Genomic DNA, 20477 nt, shown 5'->3' on the forward strand with positions numbered 1-20477 from the left:
CAAGGGGTGCCGTTGGCCTTTGAGCCGCGCTTAAGGTTCAACCCCCAGTGCCGAGCAGAGACTTCAGAAGCGGACCGCGTTGGCCACCTCGGCCTTGACCGTGCCGGAGAGGCTCAGGTTGCTGCGCGCGGTGGCCTGGATGCCCTGACCGACCGCGACGTCCGGGACGGTCACCGCGGTCGCGTCCAGCAGCTTGCCGTTCTCGTCGGTGAAGTTCACCTGGATCACATACCGGTACGACTGCTGACCGTGGTTGGTGACGGTCAGCTGCGCCAGCGTCTTGCCGTCCGTCCCGGTGGTCACCGCCCCGACCGTCACGTCCCCCTTGGCGTCCAGCCCGCCCTTGATCCCGGCGACCGCCGAGGAGGCGGCCGAGACCGCCGCCGAGGCCCGGGCCTCCGCCGAGGCGATCGCGGCCCCCGCCCCGCCCGCCGCCGAGGCCAGCGCCGAGGCGGCGGAAGCGGCGGCGCTCGCGGCCTTCTGCACCGCGCTCGCCGCCTGGGAGGCCGCACTGCCCGGGCTCGTGCCGGAGGAGCAACCCGCCAGCGCCACCGCGCCGACCACGACTGCGGCCGACACCCCTGCCACGGCTCGGCGACGACGGTTGCCCAGCGGCCCCTGGGGCCGCGCGGTGACGCGTGGTCCGGGGGTGGCTCGGGTGAGCGGCTGGCGGTCCATTCGGGTCCTCGTTTCTGCCCGGCGCCGGGCTGCCCGGCACACCTCCCCGCCCACCTTCCGAGGGCCCGGGACCCGCCGCCAGCAGGAGTGCGTCCTCCGGGTGACGAAGGCGCGCCGAGGACCTCAGGACAGCCCGGAGCCCTCCTGCTCGTCCGCCTCCACCGCCGCCCGCTCCTCGCGCAGCCGCACCACGTGCCGGCGCCGCGCCACCACCCCGTACGCGCCGGCCGCGCTCGCCGCGAAGGCCAGCACGCCCGTCCACGGCCGGTCGAAGACGTGCCCGGTCAGGTGGTCCAGCGAGTACCGCCCGGGCCCGGCCAGGCCGATCGCCAGCCCTGTCGCGCCGAGGAAGGCCGGGTACTCGTAGCCGCCGGACATCGCGAAGAAGCCCGCCGGGGCGTGCACCGCCACCGCACCGGCCATCGTCCCGGCCACCACCGCGCCGGCCGCCGGGGTGGCCAGCCCCGCCACCAGCAGCGCGCCGCCACCCGCCTCGCCGAGGCCCGCCGCGATGGCGCTCTCCCGGGCCGGATGGAAGCCCATGTGGTCCATGGCCTTGGTGGTGCCCTCCAGGCCGCCACCGCCGAACCAGCCGAACAGCTTCTGGGTGCCGTGCGCGATCAGCACCCCGCCGACCGCACTGCGCAGGGCCAGCAGGCCCAGGTCCTTACGGTTCAGGCACATGTCGCATCCTCGTTTCCGCCAAGGAGTGGTCGTACCTCCATGGCACCCGAGAGCGCGCACCCGTTCGAGTCGGGACCGCCATCCGGGCGAATTCACCGGCGGCGAGGAATGAACCGACCGGCGGCTCGGCTTCCTCCCCGACCCGGGCGCAACGGATTCCTCTCCGGGCTTGCGGGCGGACCGGGCTTGCGGGCGGACCGGGCTTGCGGGCGGACCGGGCTTGCGGGCGGACCGGGCTTCCGGCCGCCCGTGCGGGTCAGCCCGCCGCCAGCCGGGTCAGCACCGACCCGATCCGCTCGCGCGCCGACGGGTCGGCGACCAACCCGTCCGGGCCGACCGCCGAACGCTCCAGCGGAATCCGCGCGCAGGCCTCGTCCACCACGGCCGCGCCGGTGTAGCCGAGCACGGTACGGAGGGCGGCCTCGGCGCCCCGGCCGCGGCCCGGGGCGGCGCAGTTGATCCAGCCGGTCGGCTTGTCGGAGATCTCGACCCCGCCGACCGTCCAGTCCAGCAGGTTCTTGAACGAGCCCGGCAGCGTCCCGGCGTACTCCGGGGTGCAGACCAGCAGCGCGTCGGCGGCCCCGATCACGGCCCGCAGCGCGCCCACCGGCTCCGGCAGCGGGTCGGTGTCGTGGTCCGGGTTGAAGTGCGGCAGCCCGGCCAGCCCGGCGTAGTAGGTGGTCCGGACGCCCGGCAGGGCGGCGGCCACGACGGCGGCGGTGCGCAGCACGCTCTCGTTGGAGGAGCCGGCCCGCAGGCTCCCGGGCAACAGCAGGATGTGGCGCTCGTTCGGCATGGCGCCGAACCTACTCCTTGACGTTCACGTCAAGGCCAGCCGCCACCGCCCCCACGCGGGGACGGGGCCGGTCGTACGGATCTTCGCCGGGTCCGCGACGCAGGCACGCCCTACCGCAGCTCCACCGGCCGCCAGGGCACCGGGCTGGAGAGGATCATCGAGCTGGACGGCTGGCCGTAGCCGCCGATCCGGTCGCAGAGCGCCTCGAACTCGGCCATCGTGGACACCGCGACCAACAGCACGCAACAGGCGCCGCCGGTCACCCGGTGCAGCTGGAGCACCTCCGGCCAGGTCTCCACCTCGGGGTCGCGCAGCACGCAGCGCGGGCCGTAGCACTGGATCTGGACCAGCGCGGTGATCGGCAGCCCGGCCCGGGTGAGGTCGACATGGGCGTGGTAGCCGCTGATCACCCCGTCGGCCTCCAGGCGGCGGACCCGTTCGGCCACCGCGGGTGCGGACAGGCTCACCCGGCGGGAGAGTTCGTTGTACGAGAGCCTGGCGTCCGCCTGCAGCTCGGCCAGCAGGCGGCGGTCGACGGCGTCCATGGCGACTCCCGAAAAGCGGTTGTGATCAGCGGTTTTTCATTCATAAAGCAGATCGGCCGAACACCTCGCGAACGACAGCCTGAAACGCGGTTGCGGTGCTCATCGGCCATTCAAGCGGGGGGCCGTGGCGCCGCACAATGGGCTCCCCGGCGGAACCAGGACTTCCGTCCGCTCCGCCGGCCCCGGGCGACGAGGCCCGGACGGATCAGGAGGGATCGGGATGGGGCACGACACGGTGGAGACACCCAACCTGTCGTTCGGTAGGGGCGGCGAGCCGGGTCGGGGCACCCCGTACGCGCAGTACGCACGTCTGGAGGAGCTGCACAGCCTGCAGCAGCCGCGCAGCAAGGAGCCGGCCGAGCTGTCGTTCATCGTCACCACGCAGGTGATGGAGCTGCTCTTCGACCTGCTGCGGCACGAGTGGACGCAGGCCCAGCAGGCGCTGCGCGAGGACGACCTGACCGCCGCGCTGGCCGCGCTGCGCCGCGGCACCCACGCGCAGGACGTGCTGGTGGAGTCCTGGGACCTACTGGCCACCATGACCCCGCAGGAGTTCAACTCCTTCCGCGCGCTGTTCGGCGAGGCCTCCGGCTTCCAGTCCGCGGCCTTCCTGCACCTGGAGTTCATGCTCGGCAACAAGAACGCCGCGCTGCTGAACATGTACGGCGAGATGCCGCAGACCCGGGCCGAGCTGGCCGAGGCGCTGCTCTCCCCCAGCCTGTACGACGAGGTGCTGGCGTTGCTGGCCCGGCGCGGCCTGGTGGTGCGCCCGGAGCCCTCCGAGCAGCGCTACCAGCCGTCCGAGGAGGTCGCGGCGGCCTGGCGCCGGGTCTACACCGACCCGGAGTTCGCCGCCCTGCAGCCGCTCGGCGAAGCGCTGCTGGACGTGGCGGAGCGGGTCACCCGATGGCGCCAGCGCCACCTGACCGCGGTCAAGCGGACGATGGGCGGCAAGCCCGGCTCGGGCGGCTCCAGCGGGCTGACCTGGCTGCGCAAGTCGGCCGAGCAGGACGTCTTCCCGGAGCTGTGGACGATCCGGGACGAGCTGTGACGGGCGGCGCAGCGGTGGCAGGCGGCGGAGCGGCGACGGAACCGGTTGGAAGCGAAGGGACCGAGGGAATGGGCATGATCACGCGCGAGGAGTGCGCGGCGCTGGACGCCGTCGACCCGCTGGCGGCGTTCCGCAAGGAGTTCGCCCTGCCGGACGGGGTGGTCTACCTGGACGGCAACTCGCTGGGCGCGCTGCCGGTGCGCACGCCGGAGCGGGTGCGGCAGGTCGTCGAGGAGGAGTGGGGCCGGGAGCTGATCCGCAGCTGGAACGACGCCGGCTGGTTCGAGCAGCCGTACCGGCTGGGGCGGCGGATCGCGCCGCTGATCGGGGCCGATCCGGCAGAGGTGGTCGTCTGCGACACCACCTCGGTGAACCTGTTCAAGGTGCTCTCGGCGGCGCTCACGCTGCGCCCCGGGCGGCGCACGGTGCTCGGCGACGCCGAGGCCTTCCCGACCGACCTGTACATCGCCGAGGGCGTGACCGGCATGGTCGAGGGCGGGCGCAGCCTGCTGATCCGCCCGGAGGAGCTGGACGGGCACCTGGACGGGGACGTCGCCGCGGTGGTCCTCTCGCACGTGGACTACCGCACCGGCGAGCTGCTGGACATGCCCGGGATCACCGCCCGGGTCCAGGCCGCGGGCGCCCTGATGATCTGGGACGTGTGCCACTCGGTGGGCGCGCTGCCGGTGGAACTCACCGCCGCGAACGCGGACTTCGCGATCGGCTGCACCTACAAGTACCTGAACGGCGGCCCCGGCTCGCCGGCCTTCCTGTACGTCGCCGAGCGGCACCTGGCGACCGGTCCGCAGCAGCCGCTGAGCGGCTGGTTCGGGCACGCCCGTCCGTTCGCCTTCGAGCCCGGGTACGACCCCAAGCCGGGCATCGGCCGGTTCCTGACCAGCTCGCCCTCGCTGCTCGGCCAGGCCGCGCTGGGCGCCTCGCTGGACGTCTGGGAGCGGGCGGACCTGGCGGCGGTCCGGGCCAAGAGCCTGGCGCTGACCGACCTGTTCATCTCGCTGGTCGAGGGCCTGGACGGGGTCGAGGTGGCGACCCCGCGCGAGCACGCCCGGCGCGGCAGCCAGGTAGCGCTGCGGCACGCCGACGGGTACCCGGTGGTGCAGGCGCTGATCGCGCGCGGGGTGATCGGGGACTTCCGGGCGCCGGACCTGATGCGCTTCGGCTTCACGCCGCTCTACCTCTCGTACACCGAGGTCTGGGACGCGGCCCGGCAGCTGGCCGAGGTGCTGGCGAGCGGCGAGTGGCGGGAGGAGCGCTTCTCCCGCCGGGGCGAGGTGACGTAGCCGGAAGCCGGGGCCGTGGGGCAGTGACACCGCAGGGCGCGTGAAGTGACGCAGGTCATGGTCGAGTGCGAGTTCGACCGTCATCGCACCAGGGAAACCTCTGTTCTGACCGTCCGTCAGAACAAGGGGAGGTTGTGCGTGAACATCGAACTCGGCCCGCTCAAGCCCGATCCCTCCATGCTGGCCCTCGGCCTAGCCCAGTTCTTCCTGTTGATGTGGGCACTCGGCTTCCACCTGCTCCCGCGCGTCGAGCGGGTCCGGGCCCAGCGGTGGGACGCGACCGAGGGCCGCGCCGAACGCGCGGAGGCCGTCCGCGCCGAGGCCGAGGCCACCCGGGACGCCGCGTTGCAGGAGATCGGCGCGGCCCGGCACGAGGCGGCCCGGATCCGACAGGAGTACGCCGAACAGGGCACGGCGGCGATCGCGGCGGCCCGCGCCGAGGGCCTCCGCGACCGCGACCTGCTGCTCGCCGCCGGGCACGCGCGGATCGCCGCCGACCGGGCCGAGGCGGCCACCCGGCTCCGACGGGACGTCGGCGGGCTGGCCGTCACCCTGGCCGGCCGGGTGGTCGGCGAACCGGTCCACGCGGTCGCCGCCGAACGGCGCACGGTGGACCGGTTCTTCGAGACCCACTGAGCCAGGGCGCGTCTTGCGGATCTTCGCCGGGTCCGACAGGACCCACAGGACCCACAGGACACGCCCTACCCGACCGTCAACTCCGCGACGAGCTTGCGGTAGACGTCGAAGGCCGGCTTGCGCGTGCAGTCGTCGCGCAGCAGGCCGAAGTGGTGGAACAGCCCGGGACCCGCACTGTCGGCGTCCCGCAGGGCGAAGAAGGTGTAGCCGACGACGGTGAGTTCGGCGGCCACCCCGGCGACCGTCCGGACCACCTCCTCGACCACCTCGGCCTGCCGCGCCTCGCTCCGCCCGGGGCCGGTGGGCCAGCCGTTCTCGCAGATCCGCAGCGGGACGGCCGACCCGATCCCGGCCCGGGGCAGCGCGTCGGCGCGGAAGCCGGTGAGCACCGCCCGTACCGCGTCGGCGAGTTGGCCGGAGGGGACGGACCAGAAGACATCCGGGAAGAAGTCCACGCCGACGTAGTCCAGGGCGCGGTGGAAGCGGTCGTCGGCGAGCTTGCCGAGCTCGCCCCAGAAGGTGTCGGCGGCGGCGCCGAAGGACGGCACCGCGTTGAAGCCGACCGCCAGCCGATCGTAACCGCAGGCCAGCGCCTCCTCCTTGGCCGCGATGACGCCCTCGACCAGCGCCCGGCGGACGTTCGGGATGCCGCCGTCCACGGGCGGGAGGTCGAGGTTGGGCTCCTCGCAGATCTGCACACAGGCCAGGCGGCCACCCTCGGCCCGGACCGTCCGCCGGACGAAGTCCAGCCAGCCCGCCAACTCCCCGCTGCGCTCCCGGAACTGGAGCACGAGGTCGAGCTTCCGGCCCTCGACGGCGTACTGCTCGGGCCGCTCCGGGGTGTGCGCGCCGTCCGGGTACAGCCGGTAGGCGCGGACGATCAACTCGGGCGCGTCGCCCTGGAGTTCGCGCAGGGCGGCGGTGATCTGCACGGGATCGTCGGGGTGGACGGGTTCGATCAGGCCGGTGTCGTCGCCGAGCAGCCCGCCGGGATAGATGCCGAAGGTGAAGGTCATGCCGACACCGTAGCCGATATTTTTGGTGTCACTGCAAGTTTGATGTGACACCATGGATCCGTCGTAGGATTCCACCATGGGACTTCGTGAACGCAAGAAGCAGCAGACCCGGGAGCTCCTGGCCGACACCGCCATGGGCCTGTTCGCCGAGCGCGGCTTCGAGCAGGTCACGGTGGTCGAGGTGGCCCGGGCCGCCGGGGTCTCGCCCAACACGGTGTTCAACTACTTCCCGACCAAGGAGGACCTGTTCTTCGACCGGCAGGACGAGGTGGTCGCCCACCTGGCCGAGGTCGTCCGACAGCGGCCCACCGGCAGCTCCGCCGTGGACGCCGTACGGGCCGACCTGCTGACGGCCGTCGCCGACGGGGAGCCGACGGTCGGGCTGAACCCGCAGATGGCGGCGTTCTGGCGGATCGTCGACGACAGCCCGGCGCTGCGGGCCCGGCTGCTGGAGCTCGGCGAGCGCGCCGAGGCCGCGCTGGCAGCCGTCCTGGCCGAGGAGTCAGGGGCCGGGGAGCCAGGGGCCAGGGAGTCCGAGGCCGGGGAGAACGACCCGCTCCCCCGGGTGGTGGCCGGCGCCGTGGCCGGGGCCCATCGCGCGGTGCTCGCCGAGATCCGCCGGGCGATGGTCGCCGGAGAGCCGATCGAGGCGGTGCGCGCCCGGGTCGAGGCGGCGGTGGACCGGGCCTTCGGCCTGCTCGCCTCGGGGCTCGCGGACTACCCGCCGAAGCGCTGACCCGGGCGGGCGCTCACGCCTCGTCGTCGACGGGGAGCCGTTGTGCCCGGAGAAGTCGGCAACGGGGACGTCGGTCGCCCGGCCCGCGCGCCGGCCCGTCCGGGCAGGCCCGCCCGGCCCACACACCACGTCCGGCCGCCGACCCGACTAGGTTGGACGGCATGACCACCGAGGCCCAGGACCAGAGCGCACCGCTCGTCGCCATCGCGTCCGCCGACGCCGTACTGCGGCACCCCGAGGCGGGGGAGCACCTGCTCACCGACATCGAGCGGGGTCGCGCCGAACGGTTCCGGCACGAGTCCGGGCGGATCGACTTCACCGCCGGACACGTCCTGGTCCGGCTCTGCGCCGCCCGCCTGCTCGGCGTCCCGGCGGCCGAGCTGGCGCTCGCCCAGGAATGCCCGGACTGCGGCCTCGCCGACCACGGCAGGCCCTACCTGCCGGACCACCCCGGGGTGCACGTGAGCCTGTCCCACACCCGGGGCGTGGTCGCGGCCGGCGCCGCCCACCAGCCGGTCGGGGTGGACGTCGAGCTGGCCGCCCGGGGCGGCTCGCTGCGCACGGTCGCCCGGCGGGTGCTCGCCCCGGCCGAGCTGGCGCTGGTCGAGGCGGCACCGGAGCCGAACCCGGCCTTCCTGCGGCAGTGGGTGCGCAAGGAGTCACTGATCAAGATCGGGCGGGCCACCCTGGACACCCTCGGGCAGATCGACCTCTCCGCCCTGCCGCTGGACGTCCCGCCCGGTGCCCCGCTGCGCAGCCGGTACCAGGACCTGCACCTACTCGACTGGACCGACCCGGAGCACGGCACCGCCGTCGCGGCCGTCAGCACCGCCCCGCCGACCGTCGTGGACCTGGCCGCGGCCGGGTAGCCGCCGGGGGCACCCGCGCACGGGGCCACTGGATAAGCGGTGTTAGCGTGCCTGGTCGTGGGCGCGCCGACGGCGCACGCCCGCCGACCCAGCTGCCCACCGGATCAAAGGGTGCCCCGCCATGGCCAAGTTCCTGCTGAGCCTGCACGTCCTCGCGTCGGTCCTGTTCATAGGCCCGGTCGCGGTGGCCGTCAGCATGTTCCCGCGCCGGGCGAAGGCCGCCCTGGCCGGCGGGCCGGACCAGGCCTCGGACGCGGGCGTGCTGCGCGTCCTGCACCGGATCACCCAGGTCTATGCGCTGCTCGGCGTCGCGGTGCCGGTGCTGGGCATCGGCCTGGCGCAGGTGATGGACGTGCTCGGGCAGTCCTGGCTGATCGCCTCGATGGTGCTCACCGCGATCGCCGCGCTCTCGCTGCTGCTCTTCGTGCTGCCCGGCCAGCAGGCCGCCGTGGACGCGCTCGGCCTCGACCCGAAGGACGAGCAGCACACCAAGGCCGTCAGCGGCCTGCGGATGCTGCCGATGACGGCCGGGGTGTTCAACCTGCTGTGGGCCGTGGTCGTGGTGCTGATGATCATCCGCCCGGGGTCGACCACCGGAGCCTGACCGGCCCCGCGCGGTCCGGTCCGCCCTGCCCCCTCCCGCCGCCGGGTCGGTTCGAGTACCGTCCTTGGCCATGACGATCATGGCGGGCATGGGCAGCCCGACGGGGACCGGAGTCGGCCCACTGCTGCGCGCTTGGCGGGAGCGACGACAGCTGAGCCAACTGCAACTGGCGCTGCGGGCGGACTCCTCGGCCCGGCACCTCAGCTTCGTCGAGAACGGCCGCTCCCGCCCGAGCCGCGAGCTGGCGCTGCGGCTGGCCGCACAGCTGGACGTCCCGGTGCGCGAGCGCAACACCCTGCTGCTGGCGGCCGGTTACGCCCCGCACTACCCCGAAACGCCGCTGGACGACCCGAGGATGGACGCGCTGCGCGGCGGCATCGAGCGGCTGCTCGCCGCCCACGACCCGTACCCGGCGGTGCTGGTCGACGGGACCTTCCGGGTGCTGACGGCCAACCGCTCGCTCGCCCTGCTGCTGGAGGGCGTCGCCCCACAGCTGCTCCGACCGCCGATCAACGCGATCCGGGTCACCCTGCACCCGGACGGGCTGGCGCCGCGCATCGTCAACCTCCGGCAGTGGCGACGCCATCTGCTGGAGCGGATGGAACAGCAGCTGGAACTCGTCCACGCCGAGCCGCTGCGGCAGCTGTACGAGGAGGTCAGCGGCTACCCCGAGCCGGTCGGCGACCCGGCCGGTGGCGCCGTCGAGGACGGCTGCCCGTTCGCGCTGCCGCTGCGGATCCGGCACGACGGGCGGGTGCTCTCCTTCCTGTCCACCATCGCGACCTTCAACGCCCCGCTGGACGTGACCGTCTCCGAGCTGGCCATGGAGACCTTCCTGCCGGCCGACGCGGAGACGGTCCGCTTCCTGCAGTCCGTGGTGGCACCGGAGCGTTGATGCCTCAGGTACGGCTGCCGTTGCGCCGCAGGGCGGTGAGCAGGCGAGGGCCTCGGCCTCCTGCGTAAGGCCCCTTCGGCTCACGGCCGCTGCCCGAGCAGCACGCCCGCCCGCTTCACCGCGCGGGCGGTGATGGTGGTCTCGGCGCGGGTGACACCGAGCGGGCCGAGGGTGTCGGTGAGGAAGCGGTAGAGGCCGCCGTGGTCCGGGCAGAAGATCACGGCCAGCAGGTTGGTCGGGCCGCTGGTGGCGAAGACGCCGTGCACCTGCGGGTGGCGGGCCAGCTCGGCACCGACCTCGGCGAGCCGGCCGGGCGGGACGTCCAGCCAGAGGTTGGCGTCCACGGCCATGCCGAGCAGCCTCGGGTCCACGGTGGCGTGGGTGCGCAGCAGCCCGACCTCGTCCAACCGGTGCAGCCTGCGCCGGACGGTCGACTCGGGCGCGCCGACCGCCCCGGCCAGCACGGCGTGGGACTGCCGGGCGTCCTCGCCCAGCCGGGCCAGCAGCGCGCGGTCGAGCTCGTCCAGCGGCGGGGGTGCGGTGGGGCGCGGCAGGACGGGCCGGGCGAGCGCGGCCACCTCCTGCTCCGTCAGGTAGCCGGCCTGCCACTGCCCGGCGTCGGCGAAGGCGTGCAGCACGGCGTGGGTGGTGGTCTCGGTGACGGCGCCGGTCGCGGGCAGCTGCCCGTACAGCAGGCGGTCCCGGGAGCCGGCGTCGCCCAGCATGACCGCGCCGATCTCGTGGCCGCCGAGCATCACGTCGACGAAGGGCACGTCGGAGCGGTCGGCCAGCGCCCGGGCGATCGCATCCACCCGGCCGCGCAGCACCCGGACCCGCAGCAGCAGCGCGCCCACGGCGGCGTCCTCCACATCGGGCATCCGGACCACCCGCAGCACCCCGGCCTGCCGCATCCGGCCGAGCCGGCGGGTGACCGTCCGGGTGGAGACGCCCAGCACCTCGGCGATCCGGCCGGGCTCGGCCCGTCCGTCCAGCTGGAGCGCGCAGACCAGGCGGCGGTCGAGGGTGTCCAGCACGGTGTCCGGATCGGTCGTGGCGAGGTCCATGATGTCCGATCTCCGTCATTTGCAGCACTTGAGCGTCCTGTTCGGCAGGCGTGACGGTACTCCTTGTCCTGGGCGGCCGGAGCGAACCGGCCCGGGAACGGAGGAGTCGCCGTGACGGACGAGCTGTGGACGCTGGCGGAGGGTGTGGAGGCCGCGGTGCGCGAGATCGGCGGGAAGCTGGCGGCGCGTCGGCCGGACCAGCCGACCCCGGGACGGACGCCGGCGGAGGCGCTGGCCGCCTTCGCGGAGCTGGACGGCCCGGCCGCCACCGAGCTGCGCGAGCGACTGACCGCGCTGCGCCCGCGGGCCGGCTGGGCGCCGGAGGAGCTGGACGGCTCGGTGCCCGGCGAGGGCGAGTGGTGGATGTGCGACGCGACCGACGGTGCGGTGCAGTACCTGCTGGGCCAGCCGCACTGGGCGGTGACGGCGACGCTGGTGCGGGACGGAGCCGCGGTGCTCGCCGTGGTACACGCGCCCGAGCAGGCCGGCGGCCGGACCTACCGGGCGGTGCTGGGTGGCGGGGCGCAGCTGGACGGGCGGCCGATCGCACCGCTGGAGCGGGAGTTGGCGGTCACCGTCGCCGCCACCAGCCAGCCGCCCCGGGTGGCCGACGACCCGGTGGCGCTGCGCCGGGCGGGCGAGTCGCTGTCCGCGATGGCGGGCGCGGCGCTGGCGGTGCGCAACCTCGGCCCGACCGCGCTCCAGGTGGCCCAGGTCGGCTCCGGGCATCTGGCGCTGTTCTGGCAGTACGGCGCGGACGCGGGCAACCTGCTGCCCGGCGCGCTGATCGCGAGCGAGGCGGGCGCGGCGGTGACGGACGCCGCCGGGGCGGCCTGGACGGCCGGCTCCGACAGCTTCCTCGCCGCCGCGCCCGGGCTGCACGCGGACGCGCTGGGGGTGCTGCGTTCGGTCAGCTGAGCTTGAACAGGGCGGCCGCGTTGTCGTGGCAGACCGCCCGCAGCCACTCCTCCCCCAGGCCCAGCCCGGCCAGTGCCTCCAGCTGGTGGACGTACCGGTACGGGATGTTGGGGAAGTCGCTGCCGAGCAGGACGCGCTCCCGCAGCCCGCGCAGGCGCGGCAGCTCGTCACGCGGGAACGGGACGTCGGCCTCGGCGAAGTCCGTGAACGCCATGGTGGTGTCCAGCCGGACGGCCGGGTGGCGCTCGGCCAGGTCGAGGAAGTCGCGGTACTCGGACATGCCGAGGTGCGCGACCACCAGGACCAGTCCGGGGTGCCGCGCCAGCACCTCGCCGATCGGGCCGGGGCCGGTGAACTCGCCCGGCACCGGCCCGGATCCGCAGTGGGTGACCACCGGGGTGCCGGTGTCGGCGAGCAGCCCCCAGACCTCGTCCAGTTGCCGGTCCGCCGGGTGGTAGCCGCCGACCTGGAGGTGCGCCTTGAACACCCGGGCGCCGTCCTCGACCGCCCGCGCCACGTACCCGGCCGCCCCGGGCTCGGGGAAGAAGGTCGCGGTGTGCAGGCAGTCCGGGGTCCGGGCGGCGAAGTCGGCGGCCCAGGCGTTCAGCCAGGCGGCCATGCCCGGCTTGTGCGGGTAGAGCATCGAGGTGAACGCCCGGACACCGAACTCCCTTAGCCGCTGGACCCGTTGCTCCTCGGCCTCGCGGTAGGTGATCGGCCAGGGGCGGTTCACCAGCGGGCCGGCCGCGTCGAAGTACGCCCACACCTTGTCGAGGACGTTCTTCGGCATGAAGTGGGTGTGCACGTCGATCAGCCCGGGCAGGCCCAGTGCCTGCCAGAACTCCCGTACGGCCGTGGCTTCTCGGTCGGTCACGCGGGCACCGGGCGGGCCCGGTCGATGATCCCGGCGGCGTCGACGCCGGGCGGCAGGGTGCCGAAGGCGGCACCGTGGTCGCCGCCCAGGCGGGTGGCGCAGAAGGCGTCGGCCACCGCCGGGCTGCCGTACCGAACCAGCAGCGAGCCCTGGAAGGCCAGCGCCATCGACTCGACCAGCCGCCGGGTGCGGAACTCCAGGTCGGTCAAGTCGCTGAGCTGCTTGCGCAGTTCGGAGACGGCCGCGTCCAGTCGGCGGTCCGCGCCGGCGGCGGCGTCGAGTTCGCCGAGGAAGGCCTCGACCGTCTCCGGGCGCTTGGCCATGGCACGCAGCGCGTCCAGGGCGGCGACGTTGCCGGAGCCCTCCCAGATCGACACCAGCGGCGCCTCGCGGTAGAGCCGGGGCATCCCGGACTCCTCGACGTAGCCGTTGCCGCCCAGGCACTCCAGAGCCTCGGCGGAGTGCGCCGGACCGCGCTTGCACACCCAGTACTTGGCCACCGCCAGGCCCAACCGCCGCACCAGCGACTCGGTTTCGTCCCCGGCCAGGGCGAGGTCGGTGGCCTGGGCGAGCCGCATCGCGACCATGGTGGCGGCCTCGGACTCCACCACCAGGTCGGCCAGCACATTGCGCATCAGTGGCTGGTCGACCAGCGGCTTGCCGAACGCCCGCCGGTGCAGGGCGTGGTGAACGGCCCGGGTGGTGCCGTAGCGCATGCCGGAGGCGGCTCCGACGGTGCAGTCCAGGCGGGTCATGTTGACCATCTCGATGATGGTCGGCACACCCCGGCCCTCCTCGCCGACCAGCCAGCCGACCGCGCCGTCGTACTCCAACTCGGCGGAGGCGTTGGACTTGTTGCCGAGCTTGTCCTTGAGCCGCATCAGGTGCAGCCGGTTGCGGCTGCCGTCCGGGAGGATGCGCGGCAGCATGAAGCAGCTGAGCCCGCCGGGCGCCTGGGCGAGCGTCAGGAAGAGATCGGACATCGGCGCCGAGGTGAACCACTTGTGACCGGTGAGCCGGTAGGTGCCGTCGGCGTGCGGGGTGGCGCTGGTGGTGTTGGTGCGGACGTCCGAGCCGCCCTGCTTCTCGGTCATCGACATGCCGGCGATCAGCCCGCGCTTGGTGCGCGGCTCGCGCAGCCCGTAGTCGTACTCGGTGGCGGCCAGCAGCGGCTCCAACTCGGCGGCCAGGGATGCGTTCTGGCGCAGGGCCGGGACGGCGGCGTAGGTCATCGAGATCGGGCAGGTGTGACCGGCCTCGACCTGGCCCCACACGTAGAACTTGGCGGCGCGGGCGGAGTGGGCGCCGGGCCGCTCCTCCCGCCAGGGCGCGGCGTGCAGACCGTACGAGACGGCGGTACGCATCAGCTCGTGCCAGTACGGATGGAACTCGACCTCGTCGATCCGGTGGCCGAAGCGGTCGTGGGTGCGCAGTACGGGCGGGTTCTCGTTGGCCAGCCGGCCCCACTCGGCGGCCTGCTCGGAGCCCGCCAGACGGCCGAGCTCGCGCAGTTCGGGCTCGGCCCAGCCGGCGCCGGCCCGGTCCAGGGCGGCGAGCAGGGTCGGGTCGGCGGCGGTGTCGTGTCCGTACGGCAGGGGCACCTGGTTGGTGACCTCATGCGTCGCTGTCATCGCGTCCTCCCAGGGCACGCAGGGTGAAGGAGACCAGGGCGGGGACCACCGTGGTCCTGTCGCTGTGCTCGTTGTCGCCGGGTCGGGGCCCGGCGCTTTCGATCGGCGCAGCGGCCAGCGGGCCGGCCAGCGCCTCGCCGACCGCGCCGACCAGGGCGGCGGCGGTCAGCACCGGGTCTTGTTCGGGGAGTTCGCCACTCGCCACGGCGGCGGCGATCTCGGTGGCGATCACGTCGCGGAACGCCCGCCGGAAGACCAGGCGCTCGCCGTCCACCACCGTGTCGGCCGGCTCGACCAGCAGCGCGTACGCCAACCGGGGCGCGCGCAGGGCGCGGGCGGCGAAGGTCTCGACCACGGCGGCGATCCGCTGCTGCGGGGTGTCCCGGCGGGCGACGGCGGCGTTCACCGCCTCGATCTCGCGGGTGACCACCCGGCGGAACAGCTGCACCGACAGCTCCGCCTTGTTGGCGAAGTGCTGGTAGAGGCTGCCGGTGGCGATGCCGGCACGGTCCGCCACGGCGGCCATGGTGCAGCCGCCGTAGCCGCGCTCGGCGAGCAGCCCGACCGCCGACTGCAGTACCGCCTCGCGCTGGGCGTCCAGGCGGGCTTGCACGGCGGGGGTGCGTCGGTAGGCCATGGAAGCATTGAAGCACTGATTCACTGCTTCGGGGAGGGGGTCGGCGCGGGGTCCGGGGGCGGGGATACCGGGGCTGCGGAGATACCGGTGATGCGGGACACAGAACACGGCAGGAGGCCGCCCCGGGTGGGACGGCCTCCTGGTGTTCCTGGTTTTCCTGGTGCTCCTGGTGTTCCTGGTCCTGCTGGTCCTGCCGGTTCGCTACTGGGAGTTACAGCGGGCGGCGCTCCTGCTCCAACCGCTGGCCCTCGATGTCGAGCGGGCCGAAGGCCGGGACCGACTGCGGCGACTTGGCCAGCGAGCGGGCGGCATCCTGGTCGCCCAGGCCGGCCCACTCCAGCACCTTGGCGGTGGCCTCCGCCGACTGCTCGGCCGGCAGCTTGCCGATGTCGGAGCCGTGGTTGCCGCCGGGCACGGTGTAGACGTAGCTGTCGTCACTGCCCTGACCGAGGTGGAACGGCTTGGCGCCCCACGGGTCGTTGCCGCCGTAGACGAACATGATCCGCTCGCCCTCGCGCTTCACCCAGCGGTCGATGTCCGGCATCGCGTACGGGTTGAAGACGGTCGGGATCTCCTTCGGCACGTAGGAGCGGGCCGAGTAGAGCTCCTTGTAGTCGTAGTGCAGATGGTCCTGGAGGTACGCGACGTCGAAGAACGGCGCGCCGAGCTCGGTGGCGGCCTGGTAGTAGTACGCGGTGTACTTCGCCAGCGACTGGTCGCTGTTGCCGGTGATGCCCGACTGCGAGTCGTACCACGCGTACAGCTCGTCGTCGGTCGCGGTGGCGGCCACCGGGACCTTGGCGCAGTCCGACTCCAGGCTGTACTGCCAGAACGCCCAGACCACGTCGAGCGCACCGGCCTCGTAGGCGCGGTCCGGGGTGCCGAGGGTGTTGAAGGTGGAACCCGCCGCCTTGTTGTCGGCGATGTAGCGGGGCTCCAGGCGGTCGCGGCGCACCAGCAGCTCACGCTGGGCGGCGTTCAGCTTGGCGCGGCACTCCGGGGTGCCGACGGTGCGGAAGAACTCGGTGTAGGCCGAGTAGTCGCTGATGTCGGTGTTGTTCGGCGCGACGTAGGCGATCGTGCCCGCCACGTCGTCCGGGTAGAACCGGCGGTAGAAGGTGGAGGACATGCCGCCCTTGCTGGCGCCGGTGGAGAGCCACTCCTGCTGGTAGATCCGCTTCAGCGCGGTCACCAGCTTGTGCGAATCGGCGGCCTGCTGGCGGATCCCGGCCTTGGACCAGTCGGCCGGCTCGGGGCGGGAGGGGGTGAAGTAGCGGTACTCGATGGAGACCTGGTTGCCGTCCACCAGCCGGGTCGGCTCGGTGCGGGACGGGTTGGTGCCCAGCGTGTACCCGTTGGTGTAGAAGACGGTCGGGCGGTCGTAGCCGCGGTGCAGCACGCTGAAGCGCTGCTGGAAGGTGCCCAGCCAGGGGCGGAAGTGGTCGATCGGCTGGGTGTAGGTGGCCAGGAAGTAGCGGTGGCCGGTGGTGGTCGGCTTCTCCTCGGTGATGGTCACCCCGGGGATCGCCGCCAGGCGGTCCTTGATGTCGGCGTTCGGGTCGTCGGCCGGGCTGCGGCCGTGGGCGGCCCCGGCCGTCTCGGAGGTCTCTGCGCCCTGGCCGCCGGCGGCGGAGGCCGGGGTGACCAGGCCGCCGATCGCGAACATCGGTATCAACAGGACGGAAACCAGCAGTCTTCTCAGCTTGGCGGTCATCAACTCTCCATCGGATCAACGGACATGACAGCTGCCTCGTCGGCACAACTCTGCGGTGCGGGTGGTGCGGCGGCCGCCTCACGGACGGCCGAATGGGCCACCCGCTGGTCGCGGGTGGCCCATCGGGAGAAGGTGCTGGTCAGTGGGGTTGCCTCGGTTCCGTCGACTGCTCGGGCGGTCGCCCGCTGATGGGGTGCGGTGCGGGCGGGTCGGGGCTTCCGGTCGGGTCGGGACTTGCGAAGCGGGGCTCCGGGTGGGCCTAAGGGCGGGCCAGGGTGCAGCCCGGGAGGGTGAGGTCGAGGCGGTTCCCGGCGGCGAAGCAGCTCGGGATGATGTAGGTCTCCTGGGCGTAGCCGATGCCCTGGTGGACCGTCACCGCACCGGACTGGTCGACCTCACACGGGTTGTCGAACGTGCAGGACTCGCCGTTCTCGTTGATCGTGTTGTTGACGGCGACGACCTGGCCGGTGTTCGCGTCGACGACCGGCGAGCCGGAGGTGCCGCCGATCACGTTGCAGCCCGAGGTGTAGCGGACCGAGTCCTTCATCGTCCAGTCGGCTTCCTTGAGCTGGTAGGCGAAGCCGTCGATCGAGCAGGAGTAGATCTGCTTCCAGTAGCCGGAGACCACCCGGATGTCGGTGCCCTGGACGGGGTGGTCGGCGGAGACGGTCAGCGGGGCGATCCCGGTCTGGGCCTGGATCGAGTCGTAGCTGGAGTCGAGCTGGTAGATCGTCACGTCGGTGTCGGTCATCGCGCTGTAGACCACCTTGGTGGCGGTCAGCGTGGCGACCTCACCGGCCGAGCCGTCGAGCAGGGTGAAGGTGCGACTGGACGGCTGATCGACGATCACCTGACCGGGGCCCGGCATGCCGGTTTCCAGGCAGTGGCCGTTGGTGAGCACGAGCCCCGGGTCACTGCCGGTCGAGCCGGGCATCCGGACCAGCGAGCCCGAGCAGTTGCTGAGCGCCACCGTGCCACTGAAGTCGACGGCGTCGAGGGGCCGGGCGGCCTTGGTGGTCACGGCTCCGGTGGCCTGGGCCGGGACGGCTCCGGTCAGTGCGGTGGCTCCGGCGACCAGGACCGCGGTGAGCATGCCTATGAGTGGCTTCTTCATGAGAGACCTCTCGGTGTGGGGGTCCCCCAAAATTGTCGTGGACATGACGACATGTCAAGGGGGCCGCCCTCACGGAGTGGCCATTCGGCACACTAGGGCAAGCGGTCGGGCGCCGTCAGGGGTTCCGGCCGACCCGAACGGTCAACCCCCCTGCCAGTGGCGCCGACCGAGGCTGATCAGGCGCAACTGGAGCCGGGCGGTGGTGGCGATCCGCCGCTCCCGGGCGGGGTCGGCCTCCTGGGCCTCCAGGAATGCGGAGGCCGTCGAGACCATGTGGTCCACGTACAACTCGGCGAGCATCCGCAGGTCCCGCTCGCTCCACCCCCGCGAGACCGGCTGGAGCGCCAGGGCGGACCCCACCTCGACGGCGAAGCGCCCGAGTTCGGCGTCGATCGCCTCGCGCACCTGCCGGACCCCGCCATGCCGCTCGCGCGCCAGGAAGCGCACATGCGACCGGTGCTCGCGAACGTGTCGCTGGATCACGTCCACCGCCCGGTCGATCAGCTCCTCGGCGCCGCCGGCCTCGGCGAACACCGAGCGGATCATGACGTGCAGACTGGCCAGCGACTCCTCGACCAGCGCGACGCCGAGGGCGGCGAGGTCCGGGAAGTGCCGGTAGAAGGCGGCCGGGGACAGTCCGGCCTCGCGGGTGACCTCGCGGACGCCCAGGCTCGCCAGGTTCTGATCGGCCAGCAGGTGCAGCCCCGCGTCCAGCAAGGCTCGCCGACTCTGCTGCTTCTGGGCCTGTCTGACCCCTACGGTGTGACTCACGCCATTCAGTAAACAGTCGTTTGCCGAACTTGGCCAGCCGGGCGTACAGTGAGACCCGAACTCGGTGAACACTTGTCAACCGAAACACAGCCGAAATGCGGCCGAAACCGGCGCAGCCGCACCCGCCGCTGAAGGAGTCAGCCGTGATCCTGTTCTCCGCCCTGGTCGCCATGGGCGTCCTGATCGGCACCGCCGCCCACCTGCCCCTCCCGGCCTTCCTCACCGCCGCCGCCGCGATCGCCGCCTGGCTGCTCGCCTTCGGCGCCCGCGAGGGCATCGCCCGCCTGCGGCACCGCTGACCCGGCCGCTCCGGCCACCCCAGCCGACCCGTCCACTCCCGCTGAGAGGACCCGCCACGCCATGAGCACCGTCACCGAAGGCGCCGTCACCAACCGCGCCGCTGCCACCCGCGCCGTCGACAACGCAGCCGACCGGGCCGCCACTGGCCGTCAGGGCACCACCGAGGCCGACAACCTGGCCATCGCCTCCTTCCTCCTCGGCCTCCCGGGCCTGCTGCTCTTCAACATCGTCCTGGGTCCGATCGCCATCACCCTCGCCACCCTGGCCCTGGTCCGCGGCACCGGCCGCCGCGGCCGCGCCGTCCTCGGCCTGGCGCTCGGCATCGCCTCGCTGGCGATCCTCGCCGTCACCGCCGCCACCTCCCACGGTGTGCTCATCGACATCGGCTCCTGAGGTCCGCCGCTGAGAGCTCCTTCCGGGCTCCGCAGTCGAGGCCCACCCCTGAGCCGACCTCAACTCCCCGCCTCAGCCCTCGAACAGCTGATCCCGTCAAGCCCGCCCATGACCCGGGCCCGCCACGTAGGGTGGCCACATCGGCCGGGTGAACACAGGGGGTAGGAGTGACCACCGAGATCCACAGCGACGCACAGCCGACGTCCACCGGGACGGGCGGACGGCTGCTCGCGGTGAGCGATCTGCACATCTCCTACCAGGAGAACCGCGACCTGGTGGAGAAGCTCCAGCCCACCCACCCCGACGACTGGCTGCTCGTCGCCGGGGACGTCGCCGAGCTCACCACCAGCATCGAGTGGGCGCTCGGCCTGCTCGCCGAACGCTTCGCCCGTGTGGTGTGGGCGCCCGGCAACCACGAGCTGTGGACCCACCCCGAGGACCCGGTCCAGCTCCGCGGCGTAGCCCGTTACGAGCACCTGGTGGAATTCTGCCGCGGCCTCGGCGTCATCACCCCCGAGGACCCGTACCCGCTCTGGCAGGGCGCCGGCGGCCCGGTCCGCATCGCCCCGCTCTTCCTCGGGTACGACTACTCCTTCCGTGCGCCGGGCACGACCACCAAGGAGGAGTCCCTGGCGGCCGCCTACGAGAGCGGCATCGTCTGCGCCGACGAGCGGATGCTCCACCCCGACCCGTTCCCGGACCTGGACTCCTGGTGCCGCGAGCGCGTCCGGCTGACCGAGCAGCGGCTCGCGGCCTGCGACCCGGACGTCCCGCTCGTCCTGGTCAACCACTACCCGACGGTCCGCCACCCCACCGAGGTCCTCTGGTACCCGGAGTTCGCCCAGTGGTGCGGCACCGAGCTGACCGCCGACTGGCACCGCCGCTTCAACACCGCCGCGATGATCTACGGACATCTGCACATCCCGCGCAAGACCAACTACGACGGAGTCCCCTTCGAGGAGGTCTCGCTCGGCTACCCGCGCGAGTGGCGCAAGCGCGGGCTGCCGGACCCGCTCCTGCGAGAGGTGTTCCCGCAGGCCGCGGTGGCCTGATCCCCGGGTCGCCGCACCCACGGCGGGCGCCACGGCTCGGGCGGCTCCGCCGGGGACGGCGGCGGCCGCGCGAGCGGCTCCGGTGCCGGCTCCGACGGCTGGGCACATACAGCGGCCAGTTGGAGAAGTCGACCTCCTTCTCGCTGTCCGAGAGGTCCTTGGCGGCGTTGGCGGTCGAGTCGCCGGTCGCCCGGGGCG

The 20477-nt window shown here is 73.1% G+C and carries 23 protein-coding genes; 11 read left to right on the forward strand and 12 right to left on the reverse strand.

What is annotated here, in order from left to right; translation table 11 throughout:
- Positions 1–63 precede the first annotated feature (63 nt).
- The 4 genes from ABZW30_RS28050 to ABZW30_RS28065 form a co-directional block, all read right to left on the reverse strand.
- Positions 64–678 carry a hypothetical protein gene (locus ABZW30_RS28050; protein WP_355673978.1) on the reverse strand — a complete coding sequence of 205 codons (615 nt, stop codon included), beginning with the start codon at positions 676–678 and terminating at the stop codon, positions 64–66.
- A 123-nt stretch (positions 679–801) separates the two neighbouring features.
- Entirely contained in the window at positions 802–1362 is a 561-nt protein-coding gene (locus ABZW30_RS28055) for a DoxX family protein (protein ID WP_355673979.1), read from the reverse strand.
- Positions 1363–1618: 256 nt separating this feature from the next.
- Positions 1619–2158, reverse strand: coding sequence for an NADPH-dependent FMN reductase (locus ABZW30_RS28060; RefSeq protein WP_355673980.1), 540 nt, complete (start codon positions 2156–2158; stop codon positions 1619–1621).
- A gap of 110 nt (positions 2159–2268) precedes the next feature.
- Entirely contained in the window at positions 2269–2703 is a 435-nt protein-coding gene (locus ABZW30_RS28065) for an Lrp/AsnC family transcriptional regulator (protein ID WP_355673981.1), read from the reverse strand.
- A 220-nt stretch (positions 2704–2923) separates the two neighbouring features.
- On the opposite strand from ABZW30_RS28065, the gene ABZW30_RS28070 reads away from it, so the two are divergent.
- The 3 genes from ABZW30_RS28070 to ABZW30_RS28080 all read left to right on the forward strand — a co-directional run bounded on the left by ABZW30_RS28070 (position 2924) and on the right by ABZW30_RS28080 (position 5691).
- Positions 2924–3754 carry a tryptophan 2,3-dioxygenase family protein gene (locus tag ABZW30_RS28070; protein ID WP_355673982.1) on the forward strand — a complete coding sequence of 277 codons (831 nt, stop codon included), beginning with the start codon at positions 2924–2926 and terminating at the stop codon, positions 3752–3754.
- Positions 3755–3822: 68 nt separating this feature from the next.
- Complete coding sequence (gene kynU, locus ABZW30_RS28075; RefSeq protein ID WP_355673983.1) at positions 3823–5055, forward strand: kynureninase; 1233 nt, start codon at positions 3823–3825, stop codon at positions 5053–5055.
- Between the two features lie 138 nt (positions 5056–5193).
- Positions 5194–5691: a hypothetical protein gene (locus ABZW30_RS28080; RefSeq protein WP_355673984.1), complete on the forward strand. Its 498-nt coding sequence runs from the start codon at positions 5194–5196 to the stop codon at positions 5689–5691.
- A 65-nt stretch (positions 5692–5756) separates the two neighbouring features.
- Here the strand turns inward: ABZW30_RS28080 and ABZW30_RS28085 are convergent, their stop codons facing one another.
- Positions 5757–6707: a hypothetical protein gene (locus tag ABZW30_RS28085; RefSeq protein ID WP_355673985.1), complete on the reverse strand. Its 951-nt coding sequence runs from the start codon at positions 6705–6707 to the stop codon at positions 5757–5759.
- 76 nt (positions 6708–6783) lie between these two features.
- Between ABZW30_RS28085 and ABZW30_RS28090 the strand changes: the two genes are divergently transcribed.
- From ABZW30_RS28090 to ABZW30_RS28105, 4 genes are all read left to right on the forward strand, one after another.
- Positions 6784–7443, forward strand: a complete 660-nt coding sequence (locus tag ABZW30_RS28090; protein WP_355673986.1) for a TetR family transcriptional regulator — start codon at positions 6784–6786, stop codon at positions 7441–7443.
- Between the two features lie 161 nt (positions 7444–7604).
- Positions 7605–8312, forward strand: a complete 708-nt coding sequence (locus tag ABZW30_RS28095) for a 4'-phosphopantetheinyl transferase superfamily protein (protein WP_355673987.1) — start codon at positions 7605–7607, stop codon at positions 8310–8312.
- A gap of 121 nt (positions 8313–8433) precedes the next feature.
- The gene (locus ABZW30_RS28100; protein ID WP_355673988.1) at positions 8434–8916 is read left to right on the forward strand and encodes a DUF2269 family protein; all 483 of its coding nucleotides are present in this window, start codon (positions 8434–8436) and stop codon (positions 8914–8916) included.
- 70 nt (positions 8917–8986) lie between these two features.
- Entirely contained in the window at positions 8987–9811 is an 825-nt protein-coding gene (locus ABZW30_RS28105; protein ID WP_355673989.1) for a helix-turn-helix transcriptional regulator, read from the forward strand.
- Positions 9812–9891: 80 nt separating this feature from the next.
- Here ABZW30_RS28105 and ABZW30_RS28110 read toward each other — a convergent pair whose 3' ends face one another.
- Entirely contained in the window at positions 9892–10875 is a 984-nt protein-coding gene (locus ABZW30_RS28110) for an Lrp/AsnC family transcriptional regulator (protein ID WP_355673990.1), read from the reverse strand.
- A 111-nt stretch (positions 10876–10986) separates the two neighbouring features.
- Between ABZW30_RS28110 and ABZW30_RS28115 the strand changes: the two genes are divergently transcribed.
- Complete coding sequence (locus tag ABZW30_RS28115) at positions 10987–11793, forward strand: inositol monophosphatase family protein (protein ID WP_355673991.1); 807 nt, start codon at positions 10987–10989, stop codon at positions 11791–11793.
- On the opposite strand, the gene ABZW30_RS28120 is transcribed toward ABZW30_RS28115, so the two are convergent.
- From ABZW30_RS28120 to ABZW30_RS28145, 6 genes are all read right to left on the reverse strand, one after another.
- Positions 11786–12667, reverse strand: coding sequence for an amidohydrolase family protein (locus ABZW30_RS28120; RefSeq protein ID WP_355673992.1), 882 nt, complete (start codon positions 12665–12667; stop codon positions 11786–11788). The two genes, ABZW30_RS28115 and ABZW30_RS28120, sit on opposite strands and share 8 nt — an antisense overlap.
- A complete protein-coding gene (locus tag ABZW30_RS28125; protein ID WP_355673993.1) occupies positions 12664–14298 on the reverse strand; it encodes an acyl-CoA dehydrogenase family protein in 1635 nt (544 codons plus the stop codon). The genes ABZW30_RS28120 and ABZW30_RS28125 overlap by 4 nt, the downstream gene beginning before the upstream one ends.
- Positions 14282–14935, reverse strand: a complete 654-nt coding sequence (locus tag ABZW30_RS28130) for a TetR/AcrR family transcriptional regulator (protein ID WP_355673994.1) — start codon at positions 14933–14935, stop codon at positions 14282–14284. The genes ABZW30_RS28125 and ABZW30_RS28130 overlap by 17 nt, the downstream gene beginning before the upstream one ends.
- Before the next feature lie 211 nt (positions 14936–15146).
- Positions 15147–16649 carry a S28 family serine protease gene (locus ABZW30_RS28135; protein WP_355673995.1) on the reverse strand — a complete coding sequence of 501 codons (1503 nt, stop codon included), beginning with the start codon at positions 16647–16649 and terminating at the stop codon, positions 15147–15149.
- A gap of 259 nt (positions 16650–16908) precedes the next feature.
- Positions 16909–17763, reverse strand: coding sequence for a serine protease (locus ABZW30_RS28140; RefSeq protein ID WP_355673996.1), 855 nt, complete (start codon positions 17761–17763; stop codon positions 16909–16911).
- A gap of 141 nt (positions 17764–17904) precedes the next feature.
- A complete protein-coding gene (locus ABZW30_RS28145) occupies positions 17905–18534 on the reverse strand; it encodes a TetR family transcriptional regulator (protein WP_355673997.1) in 630 nt (209 codons plus the stop codon).
- 143 nt (positions 18535–18677) lie between these two features.
- Between ABZW30_RS28145 and ABZW30_RS28150 the strand changes: the two genes are divergently transcribed.
- From ABZW30_RS28150 to ABZW30_RS28160, 3 genes are all read left to right on the forward strand, one after another.
- Positions 18678–18833, forward strand: coding sequence for a hypothetical protein (locus ABZW30_RS28150; RefSeq protein WP_355673998.1), 156 nt, complete (start codon positions 18678–18680; stop codon positions 18831–18833).
- Positions 18834–18894: 61 nt separating this feature from the next.
- Positions 18895–19227 (forward strand): DUF4190 domain-containing protein, encoded by a 333-nt coding sequence (locus tag ABZW30_RS28155; RefSeq protein WP_355673999.1) that lies wholly within the window; start codon positions 18895–18897, stop codon positions 19225–19227.
- Between the two features lie 167 nt (positions 19228–19394).
- Positions 19395–20279: a metallophosphoesterase gene (locus ABZW30_RS28160; protein WP_355674000.1), complete on the forward strand. Its 885-nt coding sequence runs from the start codon at positions 19395–19397 to the stop codon at positions 20277–20279.
- Positions 20280–20477 lie beyond the last annotated feature (198 nt).

The organism is Kitasatospora sp. NPDC004669 (assembly GCF_040609455.1).
Lineage (GTDB): Bacteria > Actinomycetota > Actinomycetes > Streptomycetales > Streptomycetaceae > Kitasatospora.